Here is a 22,140-nt window from a genome sequence, read left to right on the forward strand (position 1 = left end):
ATTCGGGGCGTTCCGGCATGCCGCTTTATTTAAAGTGACATGCGGGCAGCGTGCGCGAAATTTCGTGTGTAGTGAAGTATTGTGGGCGCTGGTCCGGCATTGCCCCGACAGGATTGCTTTGCCCAGCCTGAACAGTCAGGTCAGGAAACATCCGCAAATCATAAGGATGGTCCTGGTGAAGGTTTTTTCAGGAAGCTTTGAAGAACACTTTTTTTTTGAAAAACAGCGGTAACCAGAGCTTTTATTATTTCATCAATGGGTTGTTTCAAGACAATCCTGTAACGTGCATAGGCCGAAATGATGAATATGCCCCCTCCGGCACAGGACGCAGCATTCTGCAATTCCACAGGCCAGACCAGCCCCGTGGGGCCGGAGACGGGAATGCCCGTGCCTCGCGTCGAGCGTGACCTGCTGGGGGAGGTTACCATTCCCCCCGGTGCCCTGTGGGGTGTGCATACAAAGCGCGCGCTTGATAACTTTCCCATAAGTGGCACGACAATCGGGACATTCGGGGAACTGGTGCAGGGGCTGGTGACTGTCAAGCAGGCAGCGGCACGGGCCAATCTTGCGTTGGGTTATCTGGACCCTACACGCGCCGATGCCATTGATCGGGCATGCCAGATTATACTGGAAAATCCCGCCTACCGTGCGCAGTTTGTCGTGGACGCCATGCAGGGTGGGGCGGGTACGTCTACGAACATGAACGCCAATGAGGTCATTGCCAATGTGGCCCTTGGGCTGCTGGGGGAAAAGCCGGGCGCCTATTCCGTGCTGCACCCCAATGACCACGTCAACATGGCACAGTCCACGAATGACGTGTATCCAACAGCACTCAGGCTGGGTCTGTTGCTGGCGGTTGACCCGCTGGTGCGCGCCCTGGAGGGGTTGCATGTGGCGCTGGACGAAAAGGCGGAAGCCTTTGGTGCTATCCTGAAGGTCGGCCGCACGCAGCTACGTGACGCCGTGCCCATGACGCTGGGGCAGGAATTTGGTGCTTTCCGCACGGGCATTGCTACCGAAATCACTAGCATCAAGACCCATGTCACGGCGTTCGGGCAGGTCAATCTGGGTGGCACGGCCATCGGAACCGGGCTGAATACCGATCCGCGTTATGCATCGACCGTCATGACGGAACTGCGCAGCCTGACCGGGCGGCCCATGGCCATCTCGCCGGATATGATCGCGGCGACATCGGATGTAGGGGTCTTTGTGCTGTTTTCCGGTGTGCTGAAACGCCTGGCGCTGAAACTGTCGAAGATGTCCAGCGACCTGCGCCTGCTATCCAGCGGGCCGCGGACGGGACTGGGCGAAATCGTGCTGCCAGCGGTGCAGGCAGGGTCATCCATCATGCCAGGCAAAGTCAATCCCGTCATACCCGAAGCCGTCAATCAGGTGGCCTATCTGGTCGCGGGTCATGACATGACCATTACCATGTGCGCTGATGGCGGACAGTTACAGCTTAATGCGTTTGAACCGATGATCGGCTACTGCCTGTTTACATCCATCAGGATATTGCGCGCCGCCATCGAAACCCTGACAACGCGGTGCATCAACGGCATTTCAGCCGACCGGGCGCGGTGCCAGTATCTGTCCGATATCAATATTGGCATCATTACCGCGCTGGTGCCGGTGCTGGGTTATGATACGTGTTCGACCATTGCCAGGCGTGCGCTGGCGGAAAACTGCAGGGTGACGGACCTGATCGTAGCGGAAAAACTGCTTTCGCCCGAACGGCTTGCGGCCCTGCTGCAGGCTGATGCGCTGACCGGTCCCAATGTGGGGCGGCAGGCGGGCTGATCCCTCAGCCGAAAGGCTGGGCGCCCGGCCAGTTGTGCGAGGCCGCCATGGCCTTGGCCAGTTCAATGAGCAGTTCGCGCACCGCGACAGATGCTTCCGTTTCGGGAATGATTTCAGGAATGCACAGTGACACGTCTTCCTGAATGACCGGGTTGCGCAGTGGATAGATGCGCGAGCGGCCTGGCACGACAATACGGCTGGCGACGGACCATGGCAGGATGGTGCTGCCAATACCTTCCTCTATAGCGCCCTGCAGGGTTATCAATGCCTCGATTTCGGCCACGATGCATGGTTCAAGCTGCTTGCGCATGAAGGCCATGTCCACGCTCTTGCGGACAAAGTTATGCTTGGGCGGCAGGAGCAGGGGCGTATCGGCTATGTCCACCAGCTGTACTGCGCCGGTTTCATCCTGCGGGAATTCCAGCCCGTGTGGCGCGAGCAGGAAGAATTCTTCCTTCATCAACGGGGTAAATATAACGCCCTTTATTGGTCCCGCGCCATGGATCACCGCCATGTCCAGCCGCCCGGTCATGATGAGTTCACTATAGATATCATCAAAACTTTCGGTCAGGTGCAGCGTTATGTCGGGCAGGCACGCGCGCACGCGCTGCAGCAGCTTGACCGAAAGCGTGGACCCCGCGCTGTAGGGAGACAGCCCGACCGACACCTTGCCCACCAGCGGCCCGGCCCCCTGGGTTATTTCAACCATGGCCCGGTCGAACTGCTTGGTCAGGGTCTGCGCGTGCCGGTACAGTTCCGATCCGGCCGTAGTGGGTGTCACACCACTTTTGCTGCGGATGACCAGTTTCTGCTTGAAGGCGTTTTCAAGTGTGGCCAGTTGCTGGCTCAACGCGGGCTGGGCAATATTGAGCAGGTCAGCCGCCCGGGAAATGCTGCCCAGATCGATGATTTTAATAAAAGCCTGCAGTCGCCGTATGTCCAACTGGAACTCCATAAATATTATAGGCTTTGGCTTTATTGCATTGATAATAGGGATATTTCTGAAATTGTCAATATATTGTCATGTAAGGGCATAACGTTTCGAAAAATTCATGCCCGGTTCAGGCGCGGTGCCTTCGCGACAGTACGGTCCGTTGCGAAACACGTTGCCTGATACTTGCTGTGTATAGTGTCAAAAACGCGACACGTTCCAAAACCCGAAACGTTTTCAATTATATAATTCATCAGATCCAAGTAAGAGCCGCCGCCAGCCCCGAACATATCAATAATCCATATGACGCCACATCGTAACGAATGCGCATCATAACCTTGCACATATTCGTTACCAAACGTCCGGTCGAGTTTCAGGGGGGGAAGGCAGATGTCAGGCCTATCAAAGCGGAAGTTATATCTGGTAGCCGGGGTTGCGTTCGGTACATTCGTGCCGGTTGCGGGTGAAGCCGCGACGGCAGCCATCTCATCCCCTGATAAACATTACAGGGTTGCCCCCACCAGGAAAACGACTGTCGTAAAGCATGCCACGCCCACGGCGCTGCGTGCGTCCAGCCAGCCGGAAGTAATCCATGTGGGTGGTCATCAGACCAACTCCATTTTTTCACCGGGTGCCGCACGTCATAGCACCACGCAGGTGACGGTCGTGACCGGTGCGGAACTGCTCAAGACCGGCCAGACCAATGTCCTTTCCGCGCTGGCGCAGGCCAATCCCGCCATCACCACAGCCGCCCTGCCCGGTGGCGGCGCAAGTTCCTTTGTCCAGACCATGCAGTTGCGCGGGCAGTCGCCCGATGACACGCTGATCCTGGTGAACGGCCATCGCCGCCACATTGGCGCCAACTTCAATTCCAATGCGGGTACCAACTGGGGTAGTGAGCCGGCCGACATTTCGCTCATTCCCATCACGGCGATTGATCATATCGAGGTCATTACCGAAGGGGCATCCGCGCTGTATGGTCAGGACGCCATTGCGGGTGCGGTCAATATCGTGCTGAAGCGCGATACGCATGGCGGCACCATCAATTTCAAGAACAGCGGGTATTACGCGGGCGACGGTCAGGCGCTTGACGGTTCGGCCAGCTATGCCATGGCGCTGGGCAACAAGGGTGGCTACCTTGATCTTGCGGCACAGGTTACCCACCAGCTGCCCACGACACGGGGCGGGGATTTCTACGGCACCCTGTTTGCCGATCCCACGCGCAACGCAACCGCGGACCGTAACGTGCAGCGCGGGCTGGGGCTGCCCAAGAGCACGCTTGAGACGCTGAGCGAAAACATGTCCATTCCCGTGGCGCACGGGTTCAGTTTCTACAGCACGTCCACCTTCTCGCACCGTCGTGCCAACGTGCCTGAAACATACCGCGCCAATTCGGGGGCTGATGAATGGATCAATCCGTCGCTCTACCCCAATGGTGACCAGCCCTACATCACCATGGACCAGTATGATTTCGAGACGGATAACGGCATTCGCGCGCGCAAATTCGGTTTTGCGTGGGATGCGTACGTAACTTACGGCCGCGACCAGCAGAAATACGGCACCAAGGATTCCGAAAACGCCACGATGTCGGGTGGGTCCTACGTGTATGACCCGACGCAGACATCCTTTTATGATGGTGAGTCGATTTCGTCCGAACTGACGACAGGGCTGCGGGGATCGCGTTCGTTCCACACGGGGCTGCTGCCGCGTGACATCAACCTGAAATTCGGCGCGGAATATCGTCACGACACTTTCCAGATGACGCAGGGTGAAACCGCGTCATGGGGCGGGCAGGGTGCGACCGATCACCCTGGTAACGTGCCCATGGCGGTCACGAACCAGAACCGTGACGTGTATGAAGGTTTCGCCAACCTTGATTTCTATATAACCAAGAAATGGGAATGGACGCTGGGCGGCCGCGTTGACAGCTACAACAACCTGGCCACTGTCGAGACCGGGTCCGTCGGCACGCGCTACAACTTCAGCAAGCGCTGGGCCATCCGCGCCAACATCAATTCTGGCTACCGTCCGCCTACGCTGGGTGAAATGTCCTATTTCTATTCAGCGCCTTATCCCGGTTACACCGTGGATCAGGTGCCAGCGAACAGCGCTATTGCCAAATACCTGGGCGCGGGCAACATGAAGGGCGAGTATTCGCGCAGCTACACGATCGGGCTTGATGCAACGCCTGTGGATGATTTTCACATCACGGGTAATCTGTACTACATTGCGATCAATGACCGTCTGGGCAGCACCCAGTCCTATTCCGTCGACCCGAATGACGCCACGTTGCAGAAACTGCTGGCGGCGGCCAATATTTCCAGCGCAACATCCCTGTCATACTATGCCAACCTGTATAATACCCAGACGTTTGGTGGTGACCTGAGCGCGGATTACACACTGCATACGCATCGCTTTGGCAAGTTCCGCTTTGCCATGGGCATCAACTTCTCCGATAACGAAATCCGTTCCGCCCGCAACAACCTGGTGAACGAATACACCAAGGAAATGGTCCTGCATTCCGCGCCCAAAAACCGGGAGCAGATCAGCGTGAACTGGCAGTACAAGAAATGGTCGGTATTCGTGCAGGAAATGCGTTATGGCTCCATCACCTACATGGCGGCCCCGACCGGCGCCGGCGCCGTGCCGTTTGAACAGAACCCGGCCTTCATCACCAACCTGGAAGTGGACTACAAGCCTGTGCCGCGCTGGACCATCGGTGTAGGCGCCAACAACCTTGGCAACAAATACCCGACCCGCATTTCCAGCGCGATCGCTAATTCGCAGCAGGGCCTGGCAAAATACGCATCCTACTCACCCTACGGGTTCAATGGCGGAATGTATTACGTCAAGACATCCCTCGATTTCTAAAACGCACCCTGACCTGCAGGCATCGCTATAGGCAGACGGCTCCCTTTCCTGATCAGTCGGGAAAGGGAGCCGTTGCTCTTTCCCCAACATATCGCATGGTCCTGTAGCGTTGATGGACGTTACCAACCGGGAAACGCCATGCGGGCAGGGAAGTGGGATAATGTGTAACCTTTATGCGATGACGGACAGCCAGCAGGCCATCCGTGAAGCGGCACGGGTCATGACGGACCGCACCGGCAATCTTGCAGCCCTGCCTGATATCTGGCCCGACACCCAGGCCCCTGTCGTGCGCAATGCGCAGGGTGGGCGCGAACTGATCATGGCGCGCTGGGGCATGCCAACCCCACCGGGTTACCTGAAGGGACGCAAAGTCGACCGGGGAGTGACCAATATCCGCAATCCGGCCTCGACATGGTGGAAACGCTGGGAAGGGGTTGCGCATCGCTGCCTTGTGCCACTTACGGCCTTTTCGGAACCGGAACGTCTGTCCGACGGGACCAGCAGGCCGGTCTGGTTTGCTCGCAGCGATGGGAGACCACTGGCCTTCTTTGCCGGTATCTGGTGCCAGTGGACATCGGTCCGCAAGCTTGTGGATGGCGAGACCACGGACACCCTGTTCGGGTTCCTGACCACGGACGCCAATCGGGTGGTTGGCGCGATTCACCCCAGGGCCATGCCTGTCATCCTGACCCGGCCGGAAGAACTGGATATCTGGATGAATGCGCCAGCCCCGGAAGCCCTGCGGTTACAGCGGCCACTTGCGGATAATGTGCTCAGGATCGTGCCTGCACCCGCACAACATGGATAATGTCATCAAGCCCAGCCTATTTCAGAAGCCTGCAAATTATAAAGAAGTGTTTTGGTGAAGCTTTTGTCAAAAAGCTTCAGAGAACACCGCGTTCTATCCCCCTTCATTTTTCCGTCGGGTTTCAGCGCCCTTCCGTGCCGAGGCGGCGCGTTCTTCCGCTGGACGATGGGCTGAGGCCGCCCCGCCAATCCTGCCACCCTTGCGGGCGGGATCGTGTGTGACGGCGTGGCCCCTGCCTGAGCCGCTTTTCTTTCCGCCCCCCGTTTCCTTGTTTACGGTGGCCCAGGCGCGTCGTTCTGCCTCGTCCTTGCTGACGCCACGTGCCTCGTAGTTGTCTTCGATATGTTCGGCCTGTCGCTTCTGCTTGTCCGTGTAGGCGGACTTGTCACCACGCGGCATGATCCAAGCTCCCGTTCCGTATGATTGGCGGACCTTGCGCCCGGTATGTGATGCAAGGCCTTCCCGGGGATAATGCCAGGTAATGGAAAAAGTTTTCCTGCCCCGCCCATCATGGTTCCTGCCCGGCATGCATGGATCCGGTCCTGCCGGTCATCACCTGCAATCATTGGTCAAAGGGCGTCCGGGTGCGATAGGCGGCACTGTTGTTTCGGGGTGGAAAAACAGGGATTTTCATGTGTCTGTTACATTTTGCAAGACGGGGATCTTACATTGCAAATGCTCTTCTATCGCTATTGCAGGTCAGGGGGTGTAGAGACATCTTTCATCCAGATGGAAGATCCATATGACGACCATTCGCCGGAATAGTACCATTTCACCACAGATGGGACCGTCCGTCCGCATGTGCCCTGCCACTGATCGGGGAGGCCGTTTCAATCTTGAAGAGGAGGCTGATCAGGGGATTTCATCATAATGACCGATACCTGCAAGGTCCTGATGATCTTCCCCCGCTTTAACGCCAATTCATTCTGGAACTATCAGGAGGCCTGTGATCTGGCCGGCGCACGCTACCCTGCGGCACCGCTTGGCCTGATTACCGTTGCGGCCCTGCTGCCCGAAAACTGGGAAATCCGGCTGGTCAACCGCAATACCGAACAACTGGATGACGCGGATTTTGCCTGGGCCGATATCGTGATGACCGGCGGCATGCTGCCGCAGCGTAACGATGCCCTCCACATTATCGAAATGTGCCGTGCCTGTGACAAGCCCGTTGTGATCGGTGGCCCCGATGTCACATCCAGCCCGGCGCTTTACAGTGCTGCGAATTTTCAGGTTCTGGGCGAAGCCGAGGAGATCATGGTCGATTTTATCGCCGCCTGGCGGCGCGGCGTGCGGCAGGGCGTGTTTGAAGCGCCGATGGGCAAGACCGATGTCACAAAAAGCCCGCTGCCCCGCTTCGACCTGCTGAAGCTGGACCAGTACCTGCATGTTGGCGTCCAGTTTTCGCGTGGATGCCCGTTCAGTTGCGAATTCTGCGATATTATCGAACTCTACGGCCGGGTGCCGCGCACCAAGACCAATGCACAGGTCATGGCCGAACTGGATGCCCTGTATGCCCTTGGCTATCGCGGGCATGTGGATTTTGTTGATGATAACCTGATTGGCAACAAGAAGGCGCTGAAGAAATTCCTGCCGGACCTGAAGCGCTGGCAGAACGAGAAGAATTTCCCCTTCGAATTTTCGACCGAGGCTTCGATCAACCTGGCGGACGATCCCGACCTGCTGCGCAGCCTGTCCGATACGAATTTCTTCGCGATATTTGTGGGCATAGAAAGTCCGGATACAGACTCCCTCGTGCTCATGCAGAAAAAGCAGAACACAAGGCGCAGCCTGCAGCAGAGCATCGAGACGATCCACAGGGCCGGGATTTTCGTCAATGCAGGCTTCATCGTGGGTTTCGACAGCGAAAAGGGCAGCGTTGCTCCGGGCATGATCGAATGTATCGAGGATACGTCGATCCCGGTCTGCATGGTCGGTCTGCTTTATGCCCTGCCCACCACCCAGCTGACGCGCCGCCTTCTGGCCGAGGACCGTCTTTTTTCCGGCAGCGAACAGACGCAATCGGGTGACCAGTGCACGGCAGGACTGAATTTCGAGACAAAGCGCCCGCGTCGCGACGTGCTGAACGATTACAGGACAGTGCTTGCGGCAATCTATGATCCGGTCGCCTATTTCGGCCGTGTCCGCAGGCTTGGCCGGATGCTCGGGCGCAAGCGTACACACCGGATGATAAAGGGCGACCTGCGCAGCTTTGTCCGGCTTATGTTCCGTATCCATCGTGCGGGACCGGGCACGGCCGGGCAGTTCTGGCGCATGATGCTGGACTGTGCCCTGCATAACCCCAAAGCGCTGCCATATGTGGTGATGACAAGCGCGCTTTACCTGCATCTTGGCCCGTTTTCGCGGCAGGTCATTGCCGAGATCGACCGCGAGATCGCGGATGTGGACCAGGGCCGCTGGCACGCGCCGCCCGTCATGCACCCTGTCGCGGCGGAGCTTGTGCCCGCCTGATCCGGTCTGGCGCGGGTGTAGAAACCCGCTGCCAGCGAGGCAAGGAAATCAGCCTGCCTTCACCGCAGTTGAAGCTTGGGGGATAGTGTAAGGCATCACTGCTTGAGGATGGGCAGGATCACTACGTCCATCCCTGCTTGCAGCATCCCATAATGTGCGGTCAGGTGCAGCGAGGAAGAATTGTACGGGGCAAAGGCCAGAACGACTTCACGGAAATTCCATACATACGGACAGATTTCCATGGTCTTAGACGGACGGGTGCAAGCTTATCCCTACCGGGACTATCACGCGTCACATTGATTTTACGGGGGTCTGACCGAAGCCGAGTGGTGGGCGCAACAGGGATTGAACCTGTGACCCCTACCATGTCAAGGTAGTGCTCTACCGCTGAGCTATGCGCCCAATCGGCTTCGGTGAAATGGCTTTTACTTGCCCTTTCAGGGGGATGCAACCCCTGTTTTGAAAAAAATCGCATTGACCGCAAAGCGGCCTCCTGTCCCTATGGCAGGCATGTGCTGTGCTGCTTTCCTGCCTGTGGCCATTCGGGGCTGTCCGTGGCCGTTACCCGCGAAAAAAACGCCGTGACGGGCCTTGCCATGCCGCCATTCCATATCCATCGCCCCGATGGGGCGGGGACGTCCGTCATCGTGGCGTCGCCCCATTCGGGCCGGAATTATCCGCCGGAATTCCTGCGTATGTCGCGGCTTGACGCGCATGCCCTGCGCCGCAGCGAGGACTGCTACGTGGACCAGCTGTTCGCATCCACGCCGGGGCGGGGTGCGACATTACTGCACGCAACCTTTCCCCGCGCCTATTGCGATGCCAACCGCGAGGCATGGGAACTTGACCCCACCATGTTCCGTGAAAAACTGCCTGACTGGTGCAATACCACCAGCCGCAAGGTGCGGGCGGGCTTTGGCACGATCGCGCGCATTGTCTCCCATGACGGACCGATCTATCCCCGCCCGCTGCCCTTTAGCGAGGCCGAGGCCCGCATCCGTACCTGCTGGCAGCCCTATCATGACGCGTTGGCAGGTCTTGTGGCCGACAGCGTGGCGCGGCATGGCGGCTGTATCCTGCTGGATGCCCATTCCATGCCCGCGCCGAAGGGGCGGGGCATGCAGCCGGATTTTGTTCTGGGCAATGCGTGGGGCACGGCGTGTTCGCCGCAGCTGACGGCGCTGGTGGAACAGGTGCTGCTGGCCCACGGGCACAGCGTGGCGCGCAATGTCCCGTTTGCCGGGGGGTACGTCACGCGGCATTACGGCAGGCCACGACGGGGTGTACAGGCCCTGCAGCTGGAAATCAGCCGGACGCTTTATATGGATCAGGATACGTTGGCCCCCCATGCGGGCTTTGCAGTGTTACAGGCTGTGCTGGGGGATCTGGTGGACCGTCTGGTGCAGTATGGCGGCATGCTGGGACAGCAGGCGGCGGAATAAAAAAGGCCGGGCGTGACACCCGGCCCCCTGTCGCATATCAGGCGGTCTTGGTAGGTACCGTGCCCTGTGGCGTCTGGGTATTGACGGCTTCGGGCAGCAGGTGGGCCAGAACCGGCAGGATGGTGGCGGCCGGCAGGCCGGTCTTGTCCACCATGGCCTGCACCTGCTGGCTGCTGAGCAGGCTGCGCAGTTCATCGGTGGAAATGGGCAGGTTGTGGCCATCACCAATCCACGAGCGCACCTTGTCCCCCAGCCCGGCCTGTTCCGCCTGCGCCACCAGCGTGTTCAGGGTGTCAGCCGTCAACAGCTGCGACAGGTAGGAATGCACTTGCTGTGACAGGCCCGATGCGCCAGCCAGGTCGCTCAGCTTGCCCATTACATCATTGAAGATACCGCTCATTCTGCTTTCTTTCCCGTCTCTCGTATGTGTGGGGTCTCGACTATACTACACGACATACAGTTATAGGAAATTTATATAAAACAGACCAAAAAAAAGCGGTGCATATGCACCGCTGAGTTTAGGGAGGAAACGTCCAAGAAGCAGTTGCACAAGGCAGCCTGCTTCCAGCCTTTATGATTGTCATCACAGGGTTGTGTCAACAAAAAAAGCGGAGCTTACTGACGCGCCTGATACATGTGCCATGAAAGCAACGTTTTTGCGTCCGTCATACCGATATGCGGCACCGCCGACAGGTCAATGACATGCAGGTGAATATATTCATGTTCCCGCGCAAGGCCGGTCTGGCGGTCGGACAGGGTCCGGGTCAGTGTCTCATTTATGTGCAGTTCGGCATAATAAAGACCGATCGCTTCGTCACATCCCCCGGGTGACAGCCAGACATCGGTCAGCTTCACCAGGTCCTGCGCACGGACCTGCAGGTCCGCACCGACTTCTTCTGACAGTTCACGCAGCGCCGTGCTGGTGAATGCACCACCATCCAGCATCCCGGCGGGCAGTGCCAGCAGGTCAGGCCGCGCCACGGGCACCCGTGCCTCGCACGTCAGTACGGTGCGGTCGGGATAACCGGGGCATTTCAGCACCAGCAGCACCGACACGGAATCCCCGCGCAGCAGGGCTATGCCGGGCACGCGGTGGCCATCATGCAGGGCATCGGCCTCGACCAGTATGAACCCCATGCGCTGTGCATCAAACGCGATGGCGTCGCGCACCAGTACGTGACGCAGGCTAAAACGCGCGCGCATCCCGTCATACCACCGTCGGAAATGCGGGGCCGCCAGCACCCGCGCCTGAAGGCCCGCATCAATGCCGGGGACGAAGGAAATGTTGTCCATCTGGGTCATGGTTTCCGGTTCCTGTCGGTTGCGCGCCGGAAACAGGCCCGGCTGCTAGCCCTGCGTGAATATGGCGTCCATGATGGCCGTCACCCGGTTGCGGTAATCCTGTGGGGCATGTTCGGTCGCGATGCGTGTCAGCGCATTGTCCCGCACCGTGTCCCATAATGCCTGGTCATGATACAGGCGGACGACCTGCTTCGCAAAATCCGCCGGGTCCGTGATGCTGGCGCACAGCATGTCCTGACCGTCGCGCCAGCCCGCCTGCTGGCATAGTAGCGGCGATCCCACCACCGGCAGGCCATTGGCTGCGGCTTCATGCAGTTTATAGGCAATGCCTGCGCCATAACGGGTGGGGGCCACGAATACGCGGTGGTGGTCATAAACCGGGGCAGTATCCGCAACGCGACCCAGCATGCGTACGTTGGGATGGTGGCGCAGGGGGCCAAGGTCAACGCGCGGGCTGGTATGACCACACACACTGAAGCGGATATCCGCCCCCAGCTGCGCCACCAGCAGGGGCAGGACCTGCCCACTGAACCACGCCAGTGAATCAAGGTTGGGTGACGCCATGTCATGCACCGCGCCAAGAAACAGGATATCCCGCCGCGCCGCCCATCCGGGCCCGGTGGGACGCGGCACCTGCACGTGTCCAAGGACGGAGACATTATCAAATCCGGCACCGCGCAGCAGGTCGGCCTCCGCCGCGTTGACCGCCACCACGCGCTGCGCCAGAAACAGGGGACGCAGTTCGTCCTCCAGCCGCGCGTCCAGCGGGCGGGAAGGGGTGATGGCGTGCAGGCGGTCATAGGCCACGTCCCGGCAGGCGGCCAGTGCCTCGGTATCGACCACGATCCGGCTGGCGGAAATGCAGGATGCGGCATCGTTCAGGATACTGGCCACACGGGCGGCATTATGGGTGCGGGCGATCCATATCGCATCGAAACACCCGCTGCGCGCGCGCAGGAAATCAGGCAGGTCGGGCAGTTCGCGGTCGTGGATGACCTCCACATCCTCAGGGAAGGCCGCAGCCAGTGTCGGGGCATCCTCGATCGGGCGGAAGATGGGATAGACCGTGACATGGTAGCCAAGGTCAGCCAGCGTGGTCACGATGTCATTCGACCGGGTAAAGCCCGAACCAAGGTAGCGCAGCGGCAGCCTGTCCTCGATAAACAGGATGTGCCGCCCGCCATCCGCGTGGCGCGCGCGTGCCTGTGACGGGTCATGGCGCAGCAGCCTGCGCCGCAGCGTAGGGGCATGGCGACGGGTGAACAGGTTACTGTTGCGCGCGATCAGCCGCGACGCGCTGGCCCTGTCCGACGTGCCACATTCATAATGCACAAGGCATACTGCAGGGTCATACAGGATCCGGTAGCCCAGCGCGCGGATGCGCACGCACAGGTCTGTTTCCTCGAAATAGGCGGGGGCGAAGCTTTCATCAAAACCGTCCAGCACCTGCGCCACCTCGGTCCGGACCATCAGGAATACGCCCGAACAGAAATCCACCGTGCGCACGAAACCAGCTTCGGGCACGCAGGGGTGGGCGTCGCGCATGTAGCCCTGCACCGACCCGTCACGCCAGATCATGCTGCCCGCTTCCTGCAGCATGCCGTGCGTGCGGATGACGCGGCCACCGACCGCCCCCGTGGTGTCATCCGCCATAAGCCGCGACAGGGCGTTTGCAATCGCGCCGTATTGCAGGTCCACATCGTTATTGAGGTACAGCACGGCAGGTGCCGTTACCCGGCGCAGGGCGGCGTTGCATCCGCGCACGAAGCCGATATTGCCCGCAAAACGCAGGATTTCGATTCCGCGCACATGGTCCTCGATCCGGGCTACGCCATCACGCGATCCGGAATCCACCAGCAGCACCTGGATCGACCCGTGATAATTCGCCCGTAGCGAGGCAAGGGTAGACATGGTCAGTTCAAACTGGTTGTGCGCCACGATAATGACGCTCAGGGCAGGGGGCGTGGCGGCCGTGAAATCAATCCCGCCATTCAGCAGCAGCGGCAGGCGGGCGGTACACATGTGGCGGAACAGGGCGCGGGCCTGATCTTCCGTGACTGATGGCGGGGGCGCGGGCTTCAGGTCAGGACGGGCGGCAAGGTAATGGCCCAGCCCGTCACGCGCGCGGCGTCCGGCAATATCAGCCTGCACGGTGGGGTCGCGCATATACTGCGCCAGATCCAGCGTTGAACATGGCTTGCGCTGTTCATACACCCCGTCACCCAGAAAATGGGCATAACCATTGCGCAGCGCCCCTGCCTCGATCGCGGTCAGCACGTCGGGGTTGACCATGGTGTAAAAGGATTCGGAAAAGAACGGTCCCGGGTCGAACGCCCGTGGTGTGGTGTTGCACAGATAATGGTGCAGGGCGCTGCGCCACAGTCCCTGCGTAATTTCAGCATGGGATTCGGGGTAAGTCTGCACGTACCATTCCGCATCGAAATACAGCGACAGGCTGCGACACGGCAGGGCGTCCATGCCCCGGCGCAGGTAATCGGAAAAGGGGCGCTGCGTGCTGCCCTGGTCACATTCCGCCAGCAGGGCGACACAGGTTTCAGGATCGAAAAAGCATGACCCGCTGCGCATTTCCCCATCACCCGTGCGCAGGTAATGGTCATAGGCATTGCGGTACCCGCCCGCGTCCAGCGTTGCGGGCGTTATGTCAGGGTAGGCAGCCAGATAGGCGCGTTCGTCAAACAGCCAGTGTGGGTTGTGAGTGCGCGCGCCGGCGTTCAGGTAATGGTCGAATCCGCTGCGCCATGTCCCCGCCGCCACCTGTGCCGCGACGTCGGGATAGGTGGCGCGGTACCATTCCTCATCAAAAAAGGGATTGGGGGAATGCCCCAGCGCCGCGCCGTGCGCTTCATGGAATTCGCGCACCTGTCCGGCGGGAATATCCATAAGGTCCAGCATCGCCGCATAACGGGCGCGGTACCATGCGGTATCGAATGTGGCCCACCCATCAGCCATTTCCGTATTGTCCGAGGAAACAGCCATCGTGCATCCTGTCCCTGTTCTGTTCAGGGACGGGTTATGGACAGCAAAGGTTAATTTTTGATTGGTTCCGCCGGGACGGGGGCTGCGGAAATATCGGCCACCCGTGCATTCGCCGCCTTCTGTGCATCTGCGGGGGCAATGCGTACCACCAGCCCCTGGTCGCCCGCGTTGATATAGACATGCGGGCATGCCATGGCGTCTGCCGACAGGATAACAGGCAACTGGTGTTCCTGACCGAACGGGCTGGTCCCGCCGGAGCGGAAGCCGGTCAGTTCCGCCGCTTTTTCCGGACTCATCATCCGCGCGTTGCGACCGTCGAACAGGGCCGCGACCTTCTTGAAATTCACCTTGTGATCAGCAGGCACCACCAGACACGCCGGTATCCTGCGGTCCACTTCCACCACCAATGTCTTGAGTACACAGCCCGGGTCCGCCCCGATGGACTGCGCTGCCTGTATCCCGATCAGCCCGCCGCCGGGGGCGTATTCATAATCATGCACCGAAAAGGGCATGCCGCTGGCAGTCAGGAATTCTGTGGCTTTTGTCTGTTTCGTCACGTGCTGCTCCTGGCCCGTCGCGGGATTGCCCGCGTTTCCTGCCACCAAGGATAAAATAGCACCTGGTGCCATGCAAGCCTTTGCCTGCATGGATCAGCGGTGCCGCATCGCCCGCCACAGCCCCGGTACCGCCAGCAACACCAGCCCGCTCCCCATGAATATCAGCACCCCCATGCCGTACATCCGGTAGCCTGCGCCCCCCATGATCCCACCAAGCACGAAACAGGCAATGATCGCGCCATGCAGACGCAGCCGTTCGCGCACCCGTGCCGCATCGGGGTCGAGCAGCCACTGGCCCAGCTCCATGCCAAGGTCAGTCAGCATGCCGGTCATATGGGTGGTGCGTACCCGCGCGCCGGAAATATGGGTGACGGTGGCATTCTGCAGTCCCATCAGGAAACCCAGCCCGCAGCCCAGTCCACCTGCTTCCATCCATGCGGGCAGCGCCCGCGACAGGATACCAAGGGCGATCAGCAGCGTGCCCTCCAGCACAATGCTCGCGGCATGGACCGCGCGCACGCCCCGCCTGCGACCCATACCTACCAGCAGTGCCGCAATACACCCGCCCGTGGCAAACGCCACCAGCACGCCCATGCATGACAGCACGGACACCATACCCCCGTCGCCCACGCCAACAGCCAGCGCCGACAGGTTGCCGGTCATGTTGGCGGTGTAATAGCCGACAGCCAGAAACCCCGCTACATTGACCGCGCCCGCCGCCGCCGCCAGCGTGCAGCCCAGGCGCAGGTCAGTGCCGATACTGCGTGTTGCCCCTTCGTGAACCAGCATGCCCCTTGTTCCATTGATGGCGGGAGGGTCCCCGCACTGCATGATGGTATCCGCCACAGGGTAGGGGAAATGCAACCCGCAACCTCCATGTCAGGATATAATGTGGCACGACCCGATCACATCATGGCGAGGGAAAGGCGGTATGGTGCGACGAAATGCAACCATGAGTTGCTGCTCTATTACATGTAATAGATATTTATTATAGATTTTTTGACGTGAAAATACTGTATACACAAATATACAGACAGAAGGATATCCGTTCCAGAACAGCCATATTTCCACAACCGGAATATGCCCGGATCAAGGTAGTGCGCGATCGGGAAATGTTATGAAACATATGCCATCCGATCGTGGCTTCATTTATATTTATTAATAAAATGGTTACAGAAAATCACAAATGAGCAATACCCCGTCCCGGTTTAATCTGTCACATGACTTTATAATATTTGTTTACATGGCCTGTTCAGTGTAGAGTTATAGGAAATTATACCTATAATCGATATGATGACAGACTTTGTTCTTATGATGTAATCAGGTTTTAACTGACAATTAATTTTATGGACCTATCTGGATAAAAGAGCATATCTGCCGAGGGGAGGAAGAGTCCTTACCTTTTTTGGTGTACATAAATGAGGATTCTAGTTAATTGTTTGTAATCAATGCAACCATAAGGTGCAATTCAATGCATCTGATGCATTGAATTTTCACAATCCGAGGTTGTTTTAGCTGACATTTCTCAACCTGCGAACATCTATACATATGGACAGGCACGCATGATGATGGCATGTTCAAAAAAACACTTAAATAATTTACTTAAATAGTGATTGATTCAATATTCAGGTTTCCGGTTTCCCGCTGTGTCGGATTTCCCCCATCCCACATGCATCGGGGGTGGAACAGTATGGTTAAGTAATGATTGATATTCTGATATGTGATGCCCACCTGTACATTGACCGCGAATGGGAAATTCCCGACGGCTGGATCGCCATTGAAAAGGATCGCGTCCATTCCGTCGGCGGTTCCGGACAGCCACCCCCTCCGGCCGCGCGCGTCATCAGCGCGCGCGGCCGGCTGGTCACGCCTGGCCTTGTCAATGCACACCACCATATGTTCCAGAACCTGACGCGGTCCTACGCTCCCGTCACGCGGATGCGGCTGTTTCCATGGCTGCAGACGCTGTACCCGCTATGGGCCGGACTGGACGCGGATTCCGTATATGCGTCCAGCTATGTCGCCATGGTGGAACTGCTGATGGGGGGATGCACCACCTCCATGGATCATATGTTCATCCATCCCCGCCCCCGGCTGATTGATGAACAGTTCCGTGCTGCGCGTGAAATCGGCTTTCGCTTTTATGCGACCCGCGGCAGCATGACGCGGGCACAGGAAGATGGCGGCCTGCCCCCCACCGGTCTTGTGCAGGACGAGGATACGATCATGGCTGACTGCGAACGGCTGGTCAGCACGTACCATGACCCCGGTCCTGGCGCGATGGGACGGGTGGCGCTGGGCCCGGTATCGCTGTTTTCGGCGTCCGAACGGATCATGCACGAATCCCTGGCCATGGCTGAACGCCTCGATCTGCGCCTGCACACCCATCTGGCCGAGGATATGGAGGAAGATGATTACTGCCTGAGTCTGTACGGATGCACCCCTACCGAACAGTTCGAACGCATGGGCTGGGCCAGTCCGCGCACGTGGGTGGCGCATTACATCTATCCCTCGTCCTCGGAAATCGACCGCATCGCTCGCGCGGGGGTCAGCGTGGTGCAGTGCCCCAGTTCCAACATGATGATCGGCGGCGGCTGCGCTGATGCGCTGGACATGTGTGAGCGCGGCATCCATGTGGGCCTTGGCTGCAACGGGTCGGCCACGACGGACCATGCTTCCATGTGGATGGAAACGCGCAACGCATTGCTGCTGGGCCGCATAAACCATGGCCCCCAGGGCATGGGTGCGCGTGAGGCGCTGGATATGGCGACCCGTGGCGGGGCGGCCTGCCTGGGCTGGGAAGACGAGATCGGGCACCTGCGCCCCGGTGCCTGCGCCGACCTTGTGATCTGGCATGCAAGTGATGTCGCGCTGGCGGGCGCGCTGACCGATCCGGTCGAGGCATGGCTGCGCTGCGGCCCCACCGTAGCGGGCACTACCATTGTGGCCGGGAAGGTACTGGTGGAAAACTGCGAACCCACGATGGCGGGTCTGGGTGAGGTCCTGCGTGAACATGCGCGACAGGCCCGGCGCATACAGCAACTCGACTAGACCACTACCGGAAGAAGACGTCCCTGCCGCAGATATTGACGTGGCAGGGACAGGTGGGCGGCCACATGCCTGCGGGCGGTTGTTTTCTTTCGCCAAGCTGGCGGTCTGCTGCGCATTGTTCCCCTTGTGTCCGGCACGCGCATGGTTACCATGCATGTCGGGTATACGGTTAACCGGACAGCCCCGGAAGGGGCAGTCGCGCATCTTCCGCCCATTGCCAAAGGACAACATGCATGATCCTGCCGCGTCGGCAGCTTCTGGCCACAGCGGGGGCAGCGTTTTCTACCGGTCTTCTGCCCCGGCATGGATGGGCAGCAGGCTCCATCACTACCGAACGGCTTCTGGCGGGACTGGCCGCCCCTTATGCCAGCGTGCCGCCCATGCCCCCCGTAGCGGAGGAAGACGCCCTGCTGGCGCTGGGCTATGTCGGTCCCACCAGCGATGGTGGCTGGACCGAAATGCACCATGTGGCGTTGCAGGCCGTACGCCGTACCTTTCCGAAGCTGCGCACGGTCTATGTGGAAAGCGTACCGTATTCTGCTGACGCCACTCGCCTGTTGCGTGAATTCGTGGCCGAGGGCGCGCAACTGGTCCTGACGGGCGCAGATTATGGGGATTTCCTGACGGATGTGGCGGTCCGTGCGCCGGAAACCGCCTTCATGCAGTGCGACGGGCGACCGCTGCGCGGTAATGTCAGCTGGTATTATATCGCGCACTGGTATGTCAGCTATGTGATCGGGGTGGCGGCGGGCCTGCTGAGCAGGGATGGGAAGCTGGGCTTTATCGCCTCCTTTCCGCTGCCTTCGGCTTATGCCGGGGCCAATGCAACGCTTCTGGGCGCGCGCAGCGTCAACCCCGACGCCACCATGCAGGTCATCAGCATCAACGCCTGGTTCGATCCGCAGGCCGCCATTCAGGCGGCCAATGCGCTGGCGGACAAGGGGTGTGACTTCCTGTTCGGCATCATGGACGAAGCGGGCTACCTGCATGTGGCGCAGGAACGCGGGCTGTGGGCGGCCATGTGGAACAAGGACATACGGCAGTTCGGGCCGGATGCGTATGTGGCGTCGGTCGTGCTGGATTTCACGCAGTTCTATATCGCGCAGGTGCGCGCGCGGCTGGCGGGCACGTGGCGGCCGGTCCCGCAACTGCTGATGATGGGACAGGGCGTGGACCGTGACCCGTGGGGCCAGCGCGTGCCGCAGGCCGTGCGCGACCGGGCGGATGCCGTGCGCGCACGGATCATGGGAGGCTGGTCGCCGTTCAGTGGCCCCATCCGTGACCAGCATGGCACCCTGCGCGTGGCCGAGGGCGCGGTCATGAACGATCTTGACCTGTATGACTGGAACTGGGCGGTGGATGGGGTGAGCGGCCTGCCGTAGCCGTTCATGACCGGCCCGCATGACACCACCAGCCTGATCAATGGTTGTGCATGACTTCTTTTATTTTAAAAAGGAAAGGTAATTATATCAGACCGGAGCAGTTTTTTTTGAGTGATATCAAGCTTTTCCAGATCAGTGATAACAAGGCGAGCGAGCTGTCTGGATCATCCGCACCGCTTGAACGGGCATTGCAGACCCTTTTTGAGAAAAATCTGGATGCGTTACTGGGTGTCCGCTTTCTGGCGTCCGAATATTCCACGACGCATGGCGGCCGGATGGATACGCTGGGGCTGGATGAAAACTGTTATCCTGTTATCATCGAATATAAAAGAAACATAAATGAAAATGTCATCAATCAAGGTTTGTTCTATCTCGACTGGCTGATGGATCACAAGGCAGATTTCCGGCTTCTGGTACAGGAAAATCTGGGAAAGGAAAAAGCCGACGCCATTGAATGGAGCGCGCCGCGCCTGATCTGTATCGCTGCCGATTTCACGCGTTATGACCTGCATGCCATCAAGCAGATGGGACGAAATATCGAACTGATCCGCTACAGGCGGTTTGGGCAGGACCTGCTTATGCTTGACCTGCTGACAAGTGTTTCGTCCAATGTCAGCCAGCCGGTATCACACACGTCCATGTCAATGTCGGATTATATTCCGACTCCTTCGGGTGGAACAAAGGGCCCTGCGCGGCACAAGACAAATTCGGAAAGTCTGGCGGATGCAGGGGAAGCCCTTACAAATCTGTATTCAGATACGGTAGCCTATCTGCTGTCACTGGGTGATGATGTCACACAGAAAACCCTGAACTGTTACTTTGCGTTCAAACGCATAAAGAATTTTGTCTGTCTGGAGGTAAAGCCAACCCTTGATGTCCTCCGGCTGTTCCTGAAAGTCGATCCGGATACCATCACGTTGGAAAAAGGCTTCACGCGCAACGTCAGGAACAAGGGACATTTCGGAACGGGCGACCTTGAGGTCACGCTTCGTACCCCCCACGATCTGGATCGTGCCAAACCCCTGATTGAAAAATCATACGAAAGTTCCTGACCCAACGATACCAGAGCAGCCCGGACCTGTGTCAGGCCTCTGTTTACTCCGGCCCAGGCACCTTCCGTCCCGCCACCCATACGGTATGTATGTTGGGCCTGCCGATATTGCACAGGATCTGCTGTACCACATCTTCTGCTGCGCTGTCCGGTTCGCCATGGGTGGGGGGCAGGATGTTGCTGCCGGGAGCGGCGCGATCGATCAGGATGGCATCAAATGCCTGGCCGGTCGCGAACTGACCGGCTTCAATACCCAGTGCCGCGGTGCCGCCACGGGTGGCGAGCCACAGGGCATTGGTAAAGGTCAGGCGTGAACCGGGCGCGCCACGCGCTGCTGCAGGCCGGTCGGGATCGGTGCCGCTGTCCAGCATGCGGGCGGCTGTCACCGCCATGGCGGCATTGACCGCGACGGATGGGGAATACCCACCCGAAATATCCGTGCCCAGCCCGACATGTACGCCCGCCTGCCACGCTGCGCGCAAGGGCAGCACCGCGCCCGCGAAATAGGCGTTGGAAATGGGGCAATGGGCGATGGCCGCGCCGCGCGCGTGGACCAGCGCCATGTCATCCGCCGTCATGAAACACGAATGGGCCAGCACCGTGTTCCGGCGCAGCAGGCCAAAGCGTTCCAGTGCCACGGTATCGTTCACGCCGGTCCGCTGGCGGACATAGTCATGTTCCCAGTCACTTTCGGAACAGTGTGTCTGGATCAGGCAGCCTTCCGCCGCCGCCAAGTCGCCCAGTCCCCGTAACAGGCCGTCAGTGCAGGCGGGGATAAAGCGCGGCGTGACCATGGGGCGCACAAGCCTGCTTTCGTTGCCCGGCAGGGTCCGCACGGCATGGATGAAGCGGCGGGTTGCCGCCAGCGCCTGTTCCACGCTGGCATTGCGATAGGTGGGTGGGCACAGCGCCGGGTCATCCATCGCCACCAGCCCGACATGGGCACGCAGGCCGTGGCGCAGGCAGGTGCGCGCCAGCAGCAGGCTGCTCTCTTCATGAATGGTGGCGAAAAATACGGCAGTGGTGGTGCCGTTGGCCAGCAGGGTGCGGACCATTTCATCATAGACCGGGGCGGCAAAGGCGGGATCGGCAAAGCGGGCTTCCAGCGGGAAAGTCCGCTGTTCCAGCCATTCACGCAGCGGCAGGTCCAGCGCCCGACCCATCTGTGGCCATTGCGGAGCATGGACATGCAGGTCCGCAAATCCTGGCATGAGCAGTTGCGTGGACGAAAGTGTATGCACGACCATGCCATGACGGTCGGCATGGTCCAGAATCTGTGCCGCCATGGGGGTACTGGCTTCATGTCGGGCAATAATCATGCCATCCGCGCCGACATGCACCACGCTGTTCGCCATGGTGGCCCGGTCGATGGCAACCGGGTTGATGATATGACCGCGGATAACGAATTCATCCATGCTGCAGCAGGATCCCCATATTACGAAAACGAATTATTATTTCCGTAAAACCCCGCCCTGCACAGCC

General features: G+C 59.3%; 16 protein-coding genes and 1 tRNA gene. 8 read left to right on the forward strand and 9 right to left on the reverse strand.

The window, feature by feature from the left end:
* The first annotated feature begins 381 nt into the window (after nt 1–381).
* Nucleotides 382–1,797 carry an aspartate ammonia-lyase gene (locus tag ACE2AA_RS03035; protein ID WP_395371091.1) on the forward strand — a complete coding sequence of 472 codons (1,416 nt, stop codon included), beginning with the start codon at nt 382–384 and terminating at the stop codon, nt 1,795–1,797.
* Between the two features lie 4 nt (nt 1,798–1,801).
* Here the strand turns inward: ACE2AA_RS03035 and ACE2AA_RS03040 are convergent, their stop codons facing one another.
* On the reverse strand, nt 1,802–2,740 hold the full coding sequence (locus ACE2AA_RS03040) for a LysR substrate-binding domain-containing protein (protein ID WP_395371092.1): 939 nt from the start codon (nt 2,738–2,740) through the stop codon (nt 1,802–1,804).
* A gap of 378 nt (nt 2,741–3,118) precedes the next feature.
* Between ACE2AA_RS03040 and ACE2AA_RS03045 the strand changes: the two genes are divergently transcribed.
* Nucleotides 3,119–5,599, forward strand: coding sequence for a TonB-dependent siderophore receptor (locus ACE2AA_RS03045; protein ID WP_141259813.1), 2,481 nt, complete (start codon nt 3,119–3,121; stop codon nt 5,597–5,599).
* Between the two features lie 160 nt (nt 5,600–5,759).
* Nucleotides 5,760–6,407 (forward strand): SOS response-associated peptidase, encoded by a 648-nt coding sequence (locus ACE2AA_RS03050; RefSeq protein ID WP_141259814.1) that lies wholly within the window; start codon nt 5,760–5,762, stop codon nt 6,405–6,407.
* Nucleotides 6,408–6,500: 93 nt separating this feature from the next.
* On the opposite strand, the gene ACE2AA_RS03055 is transcribed toward ACE2AA_RS03050, so the two are convergent.
* Nucleotides 6,501–6,806, reverse strand: coding sequence for a plasmid stabilization protein (locus ACE2AA_RS03055; protein WP_141259815.1), 306 nt, complete (start codon nt 6,804–6,806; stop codon nt 6,501–6,503).
* 471 nt (nt 6,807–7,277) lie between these two features.
* Here ACE2AA_RS03055 and ACE2AA_RS03060 point away from each other — a divergent pair, with 471 nt between their 5' ends.
* Nucleotides 7,278–8,876 carry a B12-binding domain-containing radical SAM protein gene (locus ACE2AA_RS03060; RefSeq protein ID WP_395371094.1) on the forward strand — a complete coding sequence of 533 codons (1,599 nt, stop codon included), beginning with the start codon at nt 7,278–7,280 and terminating at the stop codon, nt 8,874–8,876.
* Between the two features lie 327 nt (nt 8,877–9,203).
* On the opposite strand, the gene ACE2AA_RS03065 is transcribed toward ACE2AA_RS03060, so the two are convergent.
* Nucleotides 9,204–9,278: transfer RNA gene (locus ACE2AA_RS03065), tRNA-Val, on the reverse strand.
* 194 nt (nt 9,279–9,472) lie between these two features.
* Between ACE2AA_RS03065 and ACE2AA_RS03070 the strand changes: the two genes are divergently transcribed.
* Complete coding sequence (locus ACE2AA_RS03070; protein ID WP_395372104.1) at nt 9,473–10,318, forward strand: N-formylglutamate amidohydrolase; 846 nt, start codon at nt 9,473–9,475, stop codon at nt 10,316–10,318.
* Nucleotides 10,319–10,355: 37 nt separating this feature from the next.
* On the opposite strand, the gene ACE2AA_RS03075 is transcribed toward ACE2AA_RS03070, so the two are convergent.
* From ACE2AA_RS03075 to ACE2AA_RS03095, 5 genes are all read right to left on the reverse strand, one after another.
* Nucleotides 10,356–10,718: a YidB family protein gene (locus tag ACE2AA_RS03075; RefSeq protein WP_141259817.1), complete on the reverse strand. Its 363-nt coding sequence runs from the start codon at nt 10,716–10,718 to the stop codon at nt 10,356–10,358.
* A 215-nt stretch (nt 10,719–10,933) separates the two neighbouring features.
* Nucleotides 10,934–11,620 carry an NUDIX domain-containing protein gene (locus ACE2AA_RS03080; protein WP_141259818.1) on the reverse strand — a complete coding sequence of 229 codons (687 nt, stop codon included), beginning with the start codon at nt 11,618–11,620 and terminating at the stop codon, nt 10,934–10,936.
* A gap of 45 nt (nt 11,621–11,665) precedes the next feature.
* The gene (locus ACE2AA_RS03085) at nt 11,666–14,617 is read right to left on the reverse strand and encodes a glycosyltransferase (RefSeq protein ID WP_395371095.1); all 2,952 of its coding nucleotides are present in this window, start codon (nt 14,615–14,617) and stop codon (nt 11,666–11,668) included.
* A gap of 50 nt (nt 14,618–14,667) precedes the next feature.
* Nucleotides 14,668–15,174: a YbaK/EbsC family protein gene (locus tag ACE2AA_RS03090; protein WP_141299022.1), complete on the reverse strand. Its 507-nt coding sequence runs from the start codon at nt 15,172–15,174 to the stop codon at nt 14,668–14,670.
* Between the two features lie 93 nt (nt 15,175–15,267).
* Entirely contained in the window at nt 15,268–15,963 is a 696-nt protein-coding gene (locus ACE2AA_RS03095; protein WP_395371097.1) for a YoaK family protein, read from the reverse strand.
* Between the two features lie 912 nt (nt 15,964–16,875).
* Between ACE2AA_RS03095 and ACE2AA_RS03100 the strand changes: the two genes are divergently transcribed.
* The 3 genes from ACE2AA_RS03100 (at nt 16,876) to ACE2AA_RS03110 (ending at nt 20,659) form a co-directional block, all read left to right on the forward strand.
* On the forward strand, nt 16,876–18,225 hold the full coding sequence (locus tag ACE2AA_RS03100; protein WP_395371099.1) for an amidohydrolase family protein: 1,350 nt from the start codon (nt 16,876–16,878) through the stop codon (nt 18,223–18,225).
* 233 nt (nt 18,226–18,458) lie between these two features.
* Nucleotides 18,459–19,607: a BMP family ABC transporter substrate-binding protein gene (locus ACE2AA_RS03105; RefSeq protein WP_141259823.1), complete on the forward strand. Its 1,149-nt coding sequence runs from the start codon at nt 18,459–18,461 to the stop codon at nt 19,605–19,607.
* 50 nt (nt 19,608–19,657) lie between these two features.
* Complete coding sequence (locus tag ACE2AA_RS03110; RefSeq protein WP_395371101.1) at nt 19,658–20,659, forward strand: DUF5655 domain-containing protein; 1,002 nt, start codon at nt 19,658–19,660, stop codon at nt 20,657–20,659.
* Between the two features lie 43 nt (nt 20,660–20,702).
* Here ACE2AA_RS03110 and ACE2AA_RS03115 read toward each other — a convergent pair whose 3' ends face one another.
* The gene (locus ACE2AA_RS03115) at nt 20,703–22,073 is read right to left on the reverse strand and encodes an amidohydrolase family protein (RefSeq protein ID WP_395371103.1); all 1,371 of its coding nucleotides are present in this window, start codon (nt 22,071–22,073) and stop codon (nt 20,703–20,705) included.
* Between the last annotated feature and the right edge of the window lie 67 nt (nt 22,074–22,140).

The sequence above is a fragment of the Komagataeibacter diospyri genome (assembly GCF_043995075.1).
Classification (GTDB): domain Bacteria; phylum Pseudomonadota; class Alphaproteobacteria; order Acetobacterales; family Acetobacteraceae; genus Komagataeibacter; species Komagataeibacter diospyri.